The organism is Massilia yuzhufengensis (assembly GCF_900112225.1).
In the GTDB taxonomy this organism is placed as follows: domain Bacteria; phylum Pseudomonadota; class Gammaproteobacteria; order Burkholderiales; family Burkholderiaceae_D; genus Telluria; species Telluria yuzhufengensis.
On sequence record NZ_FOLD01000035.1, the window covers coordinates 45358 to 57483 of the forward strand.

Annotated in this window: 10 protein-coding genes; 9 read left to right on the forward strand and 1 reads right to left on the reverse strand. The window is 68.7% G+C overall.

The window, feature by feature from the left end; all coding sequences use genetic code 11:
• Nucleotides 1–10 precede the first annotated feature (10 nt).
• Nucleotides 11–727 (reverse strand): histidine utilization transcriptional repressor HutC, encoded by a 717-nt coding sequence (gene hutC / locus BM031_RS21635; protein WP_091876627.1) that lies wholly within the window; start codon nucleotides 725–727, stop codon nucleotides 11–13.
• A 147-nt stretch (nucleotides 728–874) separates the two neighbouring features.
• Between hutC and ada the strand changes: the two genes are divergently transcribed.
• The 9 genes from ada (at nucleotide 875) to hutI (ending at nucleotide 11837) form a co-directional block, all read left to right on the forward strand.
• Nucleotides 875–1939 (forward strand): bifunctional DNA-binding transcriptional regulator/O6-methylguanine-DNA methyltransferase Ada, encoded by a 1065-nt coding sequence (ada, locus tag BM031_RS21640; RefSeq protein ID WP_370660063.1) that lies wholly within the window; start codon nucleotides 875–877, stop codon nucleotides 1937–1939.
• Entirely contained in the window at nucleotides 1936–2625 is a 690-nt protein-coding gene (locus tag BM031_RS21645; protein ID WP_091876629.1) for a 2OG-Fe(II) oxygenase, read from the forward strand. Before ada ends, BM031_RS21645 begins: the two co-directional genes overlap by 4 nt.
• Before the next feature lie 95 nt (nucleotides 2626–2720).
• Nucleotides 2721–4391: an amidohydrolase gene (locus BM031_RS21650; RefSeq protein ID WP_091876630.1), complete on the forward strand. Its 1671-nt coding sequence runs from the start codon at nucleotides 2721–2723 to the stop codon at nucleotides 4389–4391.
• A 174-nt stretch (nucleotides 4392–4565) separates the two neighbouring features.
• On the forward strand, nucleotides 4566–6269 hold the full coding sequence (hutU, locus tag BM031_RS21655) for a urocanate hydratase (protein ID WP_091876631.1): 1704 nt from the start codon (nucleotides 4566–4568) through the stop codon (nucleotides 6267–6269).
• A 7-nt stretch (nucleotides 6270–6276) separates the two neighbouring features.
• Nucleotides 6277–7833 carry a histidine ammonia-lyase gene (gene hutH / locus BM031_RS21660; RefSeq protein WP_091876632.1) on the forward strand — a complete coding sequence of 519 codons (1557 nt, stop codon included), beginning with the start codon at nucleotides 6277–6279 and terminating at the stop codon, nucleotides 7831–7833.
• A 21-nt stretch (nucleotides 7834–7854) separates the two neighbouring features.
• Complete coding sequence (gene hutG / locus BM031_RS21665) at nucleotides 7855–8643, forward strand: N-formylglutamate deformylase (protein WP_091876633.1); 789 nt, start codon at nucleotides 7855–7857, stop codon at nucleotides 8641–8643.
• Nucleotides 8640–10028 carry a formimidoylglutamate deiminase gene (locus BM031_RS21670; RefSeq protein ID WP_091876634.1) on the forward strand — a complete coding sequence of 463 codons (1389 nt, stop codon included), beginning with the start codon at nucleotides 8640–8642 and terminating at the stop codon, nucleotides 10026–10028. Before hutG ends, BM031_RS21670 begins: the two co-directional genes overlap by 4 nt.
• Nucleotides 10025–10627, forward strand: coding sequence for a HutD/Ves family protein (locus BM031_RS21675; protein WP_091876635.1), 603 nt, complete (start codon nucleotides 10025–10027; stop codon nucleotides 10625–10627). Before BM031_RS21670 ends, BM031_RS21675 begins: the two co-directional genes overlap by 4 nt.
• Complete coding sequence (hutI, locus tag BM031_RS21680) at nucleotides 10620–11837, forward strand: imidazolonepropionase (RefSeq protein ID WP_091876636.1); 1218 nt, start codon at nucleotides 10620–10622, stop codon at nucleotides 11835–11837. Before BM031_RS21675 ends, hutI begins: the two co-directional genes overlap by 8 nt.
• Nucleotides 11838–12126 lie beyond the last annotated feature (289 nt).

The following is a 12126-nucleotide window of genomic DNA, read 5'->3' on the forward strand; positions in this document are numbered from 1 at the left end:
TTGATTTAGATCAAACACTACCCGTGAAGCGCGCCAGGTGGCCCGGGTGCCACATCGTCGCCACCGAGGCCACCCGGTCGCCCGAGGTGGTGCGCCGGTGCAGCACCAGGCAGGGCTGGCTTTCGCCGATGGCCAGCATGGCGGCCACTGCGGCCGGCGCGGGCTGGGCCTCGATGCCATAGGTGGCGCCCTGCAGCGGCGCGGCCGCCATCAGGTGCTCGTTCGGGGTGATGGTGCTGAAGTCCTGCTCCAGGTAGTGCGGGGCGCAGGCCGGGTTGACCCAGCGGTCTTCCACCTGGATCGGGACGTCGTTCTCGAAGTGGACGATGGCCGAGTGGTACAGCGGCGTGCCGGGCGCGAGCTCGAACTCGGCCGCCAGCTCGTCGCTCGCGGGTTCCTCGGCCAGCAGCAGCAGTTCGCTGCGGTGGATGCGGCCGCGCGAGCGGATTTCGTCGGCGATGTTGCGGATCTCGACCAGGGTCGCCTGGTACTTCTGCGGCGCCACGTAGGTGCCCGAGCCCTGGCGCCGGGTGAGGACCTGCTCGGCCGTCAGTTCGCGCACCGCGCGGTTGACGGTCATGCGCGAGACGCCGAACTGGCGCACCAGCGCCTGCTCGGACGGCACCAGCTCGCCTTCTTTCCAGCGCCCGGCCGCAATCTCGCCGAGCAGGTAATCCTTGATGCGCTGGAAAATGGGGGTGCTGTCTTGCGCGTTCGCTTCTTCCAAACTACTCTCCGGGCAGGCGTGGGCGGCAGCTGGCCGCGACACCGGATTCTAGCACCGCGCCCCCGATCGATTCGAAAGCAAGACCCGGAGTGCCACGGGAAGGCCCGGCGGCTAGGCTGTGACCATCCTTACCCACCGGGGCGTACCATGACAGCCATGACCAGTATCTACAACACCGACGAAGCGCGCTGGGCAGCCGTGCAGCGCCGCGACCGCGACGCCGACGGCCAGTTCTTCTATTCGGTGCGCTCTACCTGCGTGTACTGCCGGCCCTCCTGCCCCTCGCGCGGGGCCCTGCGCGCCAACGTCGCCTTCCATGCCAGCTGCGCCGATGCCGAGGCCGCGGGCTTTCGCGCCTGCCTGCGCTGCCGGCCCGACCAGCCGCCGCTGGCCGAGCGCCAGGCGGCGGCCGTGGCCCAGGCCTGCCGCCTGATCGAGGCGGCCGAAGAAGCGCCTGGCCTGGACAGCCTGGCGCAGGCGGTGGGCATGAGCCGCTTCCACTTCCACCGCATCTTCAAGGCGCACACCGGCATCACACCCAAGGCCTACGCCAGCGCGCAGCGCAATGCGCGCCTGCAGCAGGGGCTGGCCGGCGCGCCGAGCGTCACCGATGCGCTGTATGACGCCGGCTTCGGCTCGAGCGGTCGCTTTTATGCAGCCAGCACCGGCGCGCTGGGCATGACACCAAGCCGCTACCGCGCGGGCGGGCAGGGCGAGACCATCCACTTCGCGGTGGGCGCCTGCTCGCTCGGCGCCATCCTGGTGGCCAGCACGGCGCAGGGCATCTGCGCGATCCTGATCGGCGACGAGCCTGAGCCGCTGGTGCAGGACCTGCAGCAGCGCTTCCCCCAGGCCGAGCTGGTGGGCGCGCAAGCCGATTTCGAGCAGACCGTGGCCCTGGTAGTGGGCTTCGTCGAGGCGCCGCGCCTCGGGCTGGACCTGCCGCTGGACGTGCGCGGCACGGCCTTCCAGCGCCGCGTGTGGGAAGCGCTGCGGATGGTGCCGGCCGGCGCCACCGTCAGCTATGCCGAACTGGCCGAGCGCATCGGCCTGCCGGCGGGGGCCCGCGCCGTGGCCGGGGCTTGCGCCGCCAACCCGGTGGCGGTGGCGATTCCCTGCCACCGCGTGGTGCGCCTGGATGGCGCGCTGTCGGGCTACCGCTGGGGCGTCGAGCGCAAGCGCGCCCTGCTCGAGCGCGAGGCGGGCCAGTGACGGCCATCGACTGGGACAGCGTGGCCGGGGAGCTCGATGCCTACGGTTGCGCGGTGATTCCCGGCCTGCTGTCGGCGCAGGACTGCGTGGCTGCCAGCGCGCTGTACGAGCGCCCGGCCTTGTTCCGCAGCCGGGTGGTGATGCAGCGCCACGGGTTCGGGCGCGGCGAGTACCAGTATTTTGCCTACCCGCTGCCGGCGCCGCTGGCGGCGCTGCGCGGCGCGCTGTACGGGCCGCTGGCCGCCATCGCCAACCGCTGGCACGCACTGCTGCGCATCGAGACCCGCTTCCCGCAGCGGCACGAGGACTACCTGGCGCGGTGCCACGCGGCGGGGCAGGCCAGGCCCACGCCGCTGATCCTGCGCTACCGCGAGGGCGACTACAACTGCCTGCACCAAGACCTGTACGGCGAGCTGGTGTTCCCGCTGCAGGTGGCGGTGCTGATGTCGGCCCCGGGCCTGGACTTCGAGGGCGGCGAATTCGTGCTGACCGAGCAGCGCCCGCGCATGCAGTCGCGCGCCGAAGTCGTGCCGCTGGGGCAGGGCGATGCGGTGGTGTTCGCCGTGAACCAGCGCCCGGTGCAGGGCACGCGCGGGGTCTACCGGGTGGCGATGCGGCACGGCGTGAGCCGCCTGCGGCGCGGCACCCGGCACACCATGGGCATCATCTTCCACGACGCGACCTAGTATCGCGCTTTGCCCGGCTTGCAAACTTATATACACTCTCCGTGCCGCGGCCACGAGCCGCGGACAGCCCAACAAAAAACGGAGAAAAGAACAGTATGCGCGCCCGCCAGATTCCCCTGTCTTCCCTGATCGTCCTCGCCGGCCTCGGTGCCCTGACTTCGGCCCAGGCCGACACGGTCATCACCAACGCCAACGGCTACACCCTCAATACCAAGGGGGAACTGGTGCAGTTCAGCGCGCTTGCCTTCGACGACAAGGGGCGCATCACCGCTGTCGGCAGCACTGCCGAGGTGGCGGCGAAGGTAAAGGGGGCGCGCCAGGTCGACATGGGCGGCCGCACCGTGCTGCCGGGCCTGATCGACGCCCACGGCCACGTGTTCGGCCTGGGCCAGCAGCTGACCCAGCTCGACCTGTCCGCCACCGGCTCGCTGGCGGACGCCACCCGCGCCATCGGCGCCTACGCCAGGGCCAATACAAGCCACGCCTGGATCCGCGGCCGTGGCTGGAACCAGGAAAACTGGAAGCTGGGCCGCTTCCCCACCGCCGCCGAACTGGACGCCGTGATCGCCGACCGCCCGGTGTGGCTGGAGCGGGTCGACGGCCACGCCGGCTGGGCCAACAGCCGCACGCTGGCGCTGGCCGGCATCACCAAGTCGACGCCGGATCCGGCCGGCGGCAAGATCATGCGTGATGCAAATGGCGACGCCACCGGCGTGCTGGTGGATGCGGCGCAGGAGCTGGTCACCAAGGTCATGCCGGCGCAGACGGAAAGCGAAGGGCGCATGGTGCTCGAGCGCTCGCTGCAGGAGCTGGCGCGGGTGGGCCTGACCACCGTGCACGATGCCGGCATCGGCGTGGCCGAAGACCGCCTGTACCGCGACTACGCCGACAAGAAGAAGCTCACGGCGCGGGTGTACGCCATGATCGGCGGCACCGACAAGGATTTTGACCAGTTGGCAAAAAACGGCCCGCTCAAGGATTACGCGGACGGCATGTACGCGCTGCGCTCGGTGAAGCTGTATTCGGACGGCGCGCTGGGCAGCCGCGGCGCCGCGCTGATTAAACCCTACAGCGACGAGCCGCATTCGCACGGCCTGCTGTTCTTCAAGACCGCGCAAATGGACGCCATGATGACCAAGGCCATGCGCAAGGGCTACCAGGTCAATGTGCACGCGATCGGCGACGCCGGCAACAAGCAGATCCTCGACATCTACCAGAAAGAGGTGGCGGCCACGAAAAGCGCGGCCCAGCGCCACCGCATCGAGCACGCCCAGGTCGTGACGGCGCAGGACATCCCGCGCTTCAAGGCGCTGAACATCATCCCGTCGATGCAGCCGACCCATGCGACGTCGGACAAGAACATGGCCGAGACCCGCGTCGGCGCGGAGCGCATCAAGGGCGCCTATGCCTGGCGCAGCTTCCTGCACCAGGGCTCGCGCATCGCCTGCGGTTCGGACTTCCCGGTGGAGTCGCCCAATCCCTTCTTCGGCCTGCACGCCGCCGTCACCCGCATGGACGCCGGCGGCCAGCCGGTGGCCGGCTGGTACCCGAACGAGGCGATGTCGCTGAAGGAAGCCTTCCGCTGCTTCACGCTCGATGCCGCCTATGCCGGGCACCAGGAAAACAGCCTGGGTACGCTGGAGCCGGGCAAGCACGCCGACTTCATCGTGATCGACCGCGATCTGTTCCGGATGCCGACCTATGACATCCACAAGACCGGCGTGCTGGAGACCTGGGTGGGTGGGAAGCAAGTGTTCAAGAAGTAGGGTGGCCGGCTCTGCCGGCCGCGCGTTCAACACCGTCTCGCATCGACGCGACGACTGGTTGAACGCGCGTTCGGCGCAGCCGAACACCCTACGCGTCAATGGTGACGCTGAAATGAATTGACTTGGTTGTATAGACAACCTAGACTCATTGCTGATTCCAACCGAGGAGCCGCCATGAATTCACCGATGCCCACCGACCCGCGCTTCGACCCGACGCGCTCCATCCGCGCCCCGCGCGGGACCGACCTGTCCTGCAAGAGCTGGCTCACCGAAGCCGCCTACCGCATGATCCAGAATAACCTCGACGCCGAGGTAGCCGAGAACCCGCAGGCGCTGGTGGTCTACGGCGGCATCGGGCGCGCCGCGCGCAACTGGGAATGCTACGACCAGATCCTGGCCTCGCTGCGCACGCTGGAAGACGACCAGACCTTGCTGATCCAGTCCGGCAAGCCGGTCGGCGTGTTCCAGACCCACGCGGACGCGCCGCGCGTGCTGCTGGCGAATTCCAACCTGGTGCCCAAGTGGGCCAACTGGGAACACTTCAATGAACTGGACCGCAAGGGCCTGTTCATGTACGGCCAGATGACCGCCGGCAGCTGGATCTACATCGGCACCCAGGGCATCGTGCAGGGCACCTACGAAACCTTCGCCGAAGCCGGCCGCCAGCACTTCGGCGGCGACATGGCAGGGCGCTGGATCCTGACGGCAGGCCTGGGCGGCATGGGCGGCGCCCAGCCGCTGGCCGCCAGCTTCGCCGGCGCGGTCTCGCTCAATATCGAATGCCAGCAGAGCAGCATCGACTTCCGCCTGCGCACCCGCTACCTCGACAAGCAGGCCAGGGACATCGACGAAGCCCTGGCGATGGTCAAGGAGGCCACCGAACAACGCGAAGCCGTCTCCATCGGCCTGCTCGGCAATGCGGCCGAGGTGCTGCCGGAACTGGTGCGCCGCGCGCAAGCGGGCGGCATCAAGCCGGATCTCGTTACCGACCAGACCTCGGCCCACGACCTGATCAACGGCTACCTGCCGCTGGGCTGGACCGTGGAACAGTGGAAGGCCGCCCAGCAGGACCCGGCCCAGCACGCGCGCCTCAAAGCCGATGCCGCCGCATCCTGCGCGGTCCACGTGCGCGCCATCCTCGACTTCAAGGGCATGGGCTGCCATGCGGTCGACTACGGCAACAACATCCGCCAGGTGGCCAAGGACGAGGGCGTGGAGAACGCCTTCGATTTCCCGGGCTTCGTGCCGGCCTATATCCGTCCCCAGTTTTGCGAGGGCCGTGGCCCGTTCCGCTGGGTGGCGCTGTCGGGCGACCCGGAAGATATCTATAAAACGGACGCGAAAATCAAGGAGCTGTTCCCGCAGCACGCGCAGGTGCACCGCTGGCTCGACATGGCGCGCGAGCGCATCGCCTTCCAGGGCCTGCCGGCGCGCATCTGCTGGCTGGGACTGGGAGAGCGCCACCTGGCCGGCCTGGCCTTCAACGAGATGGTGCGCACCGGTGAACTGAAGGCGCCGATCGTGATCGGCCGCGACCACCTCGATACCGGCTCGGTGGCCAGCCCCAATCGCGAGACGGAAAGCATGCGCGACGGCACCGATGCAGTCTCGGACTGGCCGCTGCTCAATGCGCTCTTGAATACCGCAGGCGGCGCCACCTGGGTCTCGCTGCACCACGGCGGCGGTGTCGGCATGGGCTATTCGCAGCACTCGGGCGTGGTCATCGTGGCCGACGGTACCGAGGCCGCGGCCAAGCGCCTGGCGCGCGTGCTGGTGAACGACAGCGGCTCGGGCGTGATGCGCCATGCCGACGCCGGCTATGAAAGCGCGATCGACACCGCCAAGCGCAATGGCCTGAACCTCCCGATGATCAAGTAACAGTAAGATGCACACCATGACCGACACCAACCACGGCATTACCCTGCAACCCGGCCAGCTGGCCTTGTCCGACCTGCGCGCGGTCTGGGCCGGCCACGTGCCGCTCACCCTCGCTGCCGGCGCCTGGCCGGCGATCGAAGCGTCGGTCGCGCTGGTCGACGCCATCGTCGCCAAGGGCGACCCGGCCTACGGCATCAACACGGGTTTCGGCATCCTGGCCAAGGCCCACATCCCGAACGAGCAGCTGGCGACCCTGCAGCGCAACCTGATCCTGTCGCATGCGGTGGGCACCGGCCCGCTCATCGCCGACAACATCGTGCGCCTGATCGTGCTGACCAAGATCGGCAGCCTGGCGCGCGGCTACTCGGGCGTGCGCCCGGTCATCGTCGAGACCCTCCTGGCCCTGTACAACGCGGGTATCATGCCGGCGATTCCCTGCCAGGGTTCGGTGGGCGCCTCGGGCGACCTGGCGCCGCTGGCCCACATGACCCTGGCCATGCTGGGCGTGGGCCCGGTGCGCTATCGTGGAGAAGTGGTGGAGGCGCAGGACGCCTTGCGCGCCGCCGGCATCGAACCGGTGACCCTGGGCGCCAAGGAAGGCCTGGCCCTGATCAACGGCACCCAGGTCTCGACCGCGCTGGCGCTGCACGGCCTGTTCATGGCCGAACGGGTGCTGGAAGCGGGCATGGTGGCCGGCATGCTGTCGCTGGACGCCGCGCGCGGCAGCGACGCCCCGTTCGACGCCCGCATCCACGCGGTGCGCGGCCAGCCAGGCCAGATCACGGCTGCCGGCATCTATCGCGAACTGGTGGCGGGCAGCGCCATCCGCGCCTCGCACCTGGTGGGCGACGAGCGCGTGCAGGACCCGTACAGCCTGCGCTGCCAGCCGCAGGTGATGGGCGCGGCGATGGACATCATCGCCAACTCCGGCCGCACCCTGCTGATCGAAGCGAACGCCGTCACCGACAACCCCTTGTTGTTCCCGGAAGACGGGGCGATCATATCGGGCGGTAACTTCCACGCCGAGCCGGTGGCCTTTGCGGCCGACACGCTGGCGCTGGCCATCGCCGAGATCGGCGCACTGAGCGAACGCCGCATCGCGCTGCTGATCGACGCCAACCTGTCCGGCCTGCCGGCTTTCCTGGTGCGCGAGCCGGGCCTGAACTCCGGCTTCATGATCGCCCACGTTACCGCCGCCGCGCTGGCCTCGGAGAACAAGTCGCTGGCCCATCCGGCCAGCGTCGACAGCCTGCCGACCTCGGCCAACCAGGAAGACCACGTCAGCATGGCGACCTTCGCGGCGCGCCGTCTGGACCAGATGGCGCACAATACGTCGGTGATCGTGGGCATCGAGCTGCTGGCGGCGGCGCAGGGCATCGAATTCCACCGTCCATTGCGCAGTTCGGAGCACCTGGAGCACGTGCACGCCCAGCTGCGCACCAGGGTGGCCCCGTACGACGCCGACCGCTTCTTCGCGCCCGACATCGAGGCCGCGCGCCTGATGGTCGTGAACGGCGAGCTGTCCGCGTCATGCAAGGAACTGTTTACCGCGCTGCATCCGTAATAACCCAGGCCAGGAGAGGAAATGGAATACCGGTTCAAGGCAGGCAGGCTCCCCATGCTCGTGTCGATGCCCCATGCGGGCACCGACATCCCGGACGAGGTCGCGGCGACGATGGCGCCCTGCGCCGGCGCGCGCGCCGACACCGACTGGCACCTGCCGGAACTGTATGGCTTCCTCGGAGAGATGGGCGTGTCGACCATCTCGGCGCGCTGGTCGCGCTACCTGATCGACCTGAACCGCCCGCCCGAGGACACCAACCTGTACCCGGGCCTGGACACCACCGGCCTGTGCCCGGTCGACACCTTCGGGCGCGAGAGCCTCTACCTGGAAGGGAAGGCGCCGGATCAAGCGGAAGTGCAGCGCCGCCTGGCGCGCTACTGGACGCCCTACCACGAGCAGCTGCGCGCGGAACTCGATCGCCTGCGGCGCGAATTCGGCCGCGTGGTGCTGTGGGATGCGCATTCGATCGCCTCGCAAGTGCCGCGCTTTTTTGAAGGCCGCCTGCCGGACCTGAACTTCGGCACCGCCGACGGCAAGTCGTGCGACCCCGGCCTGGAGCAGGCCGTGCTGGGCGTGGCGCGCGCCCAGGACCGCTTCAGCATCGCCCTCAACGGCCGCTTCAAGGGCGGCCACATCACCCGCAAGTACGGCCAGCCCCACGACGATGTCCACGCGATCCAGCTGGAGATGTGCCAGTGCCTGTACATGAACGAAGCCGCGCCCTTCGAGTACCGTCCGGAGGTCGCGGGTGAAGTGCAACCGCTGCTGCGCCAGATGATCGGCTCGGCCGTCGACTGGGTGCGCGCATGAGGGCCCTGTTCGCGCGCCATGCGCTGCTGCCCCAGGGCTGGCAGCGCGATGTGCTGCTCGAATGGGACACGCGCGGCGACCTGACCCGCGTCGTGCCCCAGGCCGCGGCGCCGCTGGCCGTGGCGCGCGCCGACTACGTGGTGCCGGGCATGGCCAACCTGCATTCGCACGCCTTCCAGCGCGCCATGGGCGGCCTCACCGAGCGCGCCGAGGCGAGCGCCAACGGCGGCCCGGACAGCTTCTGGACCTGGCGCGACCTGATGTACCGCTTCGCCGCCCGCATCACGCCGGAGCAGATCGAGGCCATCGCCGCCCAGCTGTTCGTGGAGTGCCTGCGCCATGGCTATACCTCGCTGTGCGAATTCCACTACCTGCAGCGCGGTCCCGGCGGCCAGGCCTATGTCCGTCCAGCCGAAACCGCCGAGCGCGTGGCCGCGGCCGGCCACGCCACCGGCATGGGCCTGACCCTGCTGCCGGTGCTGTACAGCCATGCCGGCTTCGGCGAGCAGCCTTTGAAGATCGAACAGGCGCGCTTTCGCACCGGCGTCGACGACATCTTCGGCATCGTGGACGCGCTCGGTCCCCTGCGCGGCCCCCAGTTCGAAGTCGGCGCCGCCCCGCATTCGCTGCGCGCGGCCACGGTCAACCAGGTGCGCGAACTGGCGGCCAGCCTGCCGGCCGGGCGCCCGCTGCACATCCACATCGCCGAGCAGCAGGGCGAAGTCGACCAGTGCATCGCGTTTTCGGGCCGGCGCCCGGTCGAGTACCTGATGGAACAGGTCGACCTCGACGAGCGCTGGTGCCTGGTGCATGCGACCCACCTGAACGACGAAGAGCTGCGGACCCTTGCACGCAGCGGCGCGGTCGCCGGCCTGTGCCCGACCACCGAGGCCAACCTGGGCGACGGCCTGTTCCCGCTGCAGGCCTATATCGAGGCCGGCGGGCGCTTCGGCATCGGCAGCGACAGCCACGTCTCGCAAAGCCCGGTCGAGGAATTGCGCTGGCTCGAGTACGGCCAGCGCCTGCTGCACCAGCGCCGCAATATCGCGTTCACGAAAGAACAGCGCGACGTCGGCCAGTACTTGTGGCAAGCTGCCTTGCGTGGCGGCGCCCAGGCGACCGGCCGCAGGGTCGGGGCGCTGGAAGAAGGCCGGCGCGCCGACCTCTTGGTGCTGGACGGGACCCATCCGAACCTGGACGGCGCGGCCGACGAGGATGTGATGGGCCGCTTCCTGTTTTGCGGTAACGACAACCTGGTGCGCGACGTGCTGTGCGGCGGGCGCTGGGTGGTGCAGGCCGGGCGCCACATGGCGCAGGACACGGTAGCGCAGCGCTACCGGCAGGCGATCAACGAATTACGTGAACAAAGTGAGGTGGGCCAATGACCGTACTGATCCCATTCGCGGGGCTGTCGCCGGTGCCGTGGAAAAACGGCGGCGGCAGCACGACTGAAATCGCCATCGGCCCACCGGATGCCGGCTTCGAGGATTTCGACTGGCGCGTCAGCCTGGCCACCATCGAGAAGGACGGCGCGTTCTCGCTGTTCCCCGGCGTGGACCGCACGCTGGCCCTGGTCGAAGGCCATGGCATGACCCTGGACATCGACGGCGACCCGGTCATGGTGACCGAGGCCGGACCGGTGGTGGCCTTCGACGGCAGCTCGGTGGTCCAGGCAAAGCTCAGCCGCGGCGGCAGCACCGACTTCAACGCCATGACGCGCAGCGAGCGCTGCTACCACACCTTCGGCCGGCGCCGCCTGTCGGGCGACTCCACGTTTGTTGCGCGCGCCGACGTCACCATCCTGTTCCTGGCCGAGGGCGATGCCCTGGAGCTGCGCAACGAGAAGGAGCGCATCGGCCTGGTGCGCTTCGACGCCGTGGTGCTGGAAGCGGGCTCGGTGTGGAAGCTCGAAGCCGGGCAGGGCATGATCTACATCGTCGATGTCTGGTACCACAGCGACGAGGACGAAGAATCGTATGAGTGAGGCGCTGGACCTGCTGTTCACCAACGTGCACCTGGCCACGATGGTGGATGGCTACGGCGAACTGCAGGGCGCCGCCCTCGGCGTGCGCGATGGCCGCATCGCCTGGCTCGGGCCGCGCAGCGAGGCGCCGGCGGCCAATGCGGAACATGATTGCGGCGGCGCCTGGATGACGCCGGGCCTGGTCGACTGCCACACCCACATCGTCCACGCCGGCAACCGCAGCAACGAATGGGAAGCGCGCCTGAACGGCGCCAGCTATGAAGACATCGCGCGCCAGGGCGGCGGCATCATGTCCACCGTGCGCGCCACCCGCGAAGCAGACGTGGACGCGCTGCTGGCGCAAAGCCTGCCGCGCGTGGCCCGGCTGCTGTCCGAAGGCGTCACCACGCTCGAGATCAAGTCCGGCTATGGCCTGGAGCTGGCGGCCGAGGAACGCATGCTGCGCGCCGCGCGGGAAGTGGCGCAGCCGCTGCCGGTGCGGGTCGTCACCACCTTCCTCGGCGCCCATGCGATCCCGCCGGAATTCGCCGGCCGCCCCGACGAGTATGTGACTGAAGTGTGCGAACGCATGCTGCCCGCATTGGCGCGCGCAGGACTGGTCGATGCGGTGGACGCCTTTTGCGAACGGATCGGTTTCAGCAACGCGCAGACCGAGCGCATTTTTGCGGCCGCGCGCATGCTCGGGCTGCCGGTCAAGCTGCATGCCGAGCAGTTGTCCGACCAGGGCGGCGCCGAACTGGTGGCGCGCTACGGAGGGCTGTCGGCCGACCACCTCGAACACCTCACGCAAGCGGGCATCGACGCCATGGCGCGCGCCGGCACGGTGGCCGTGCTGCTGCCGGGCGCCTATTACTTCCTGCGCGAGACCGTGCAGCCGCCGATCGCCGCGCTGCGCGAGGCGGGTGTGCCGATGGCCGTCAGCACCGACTGCAACCCCGGCACCTCGCCCATGACCTCCCTGCTGCTGGCCATGAACATGGCCTGCACGCTGTGGCGCCTGACGCCGCAGGAAGCGCTGCAGGGCGCCACCCTGCATGCGGCGCGCGCCCTCGGGTTGCAGGGCGAGATCGGCTCGCTGGAAGTGGGCAAGCAGGCCGACCTGGCCCTGTGGAACATTGCGCGTCCGGCCGACCTGGCCTATGCGATGGGTTCCAATCCCTGCCGCGCGGTCGTCAACGGTGGCATTGTGCGGCCGGCGCATATCGGCTGAATCCACGTTTGTTGACTAGCGTCAAATCGCCAAATTCCAGCTCGGGAATGATGAACGCAATGGCCCTCTCAGCTTCGTAACAAGTTGTAAGGCTTAATTGATCGTTAAGGATCCACACCTATAGTGAATACGTGTGTTTCACCATCTCCCCTCCCCATTTGATGAAAATGGGTTCGCCCACGGCGCCTCACGGCCCCGTGGGTTTTTTCTTGTGCCGCGCTTTTTTCTAGGCGCTGTCACCCTTGGCTGTGGATGAGGATTGAACTGTCGAGCTGCGCCACGGTCCAAA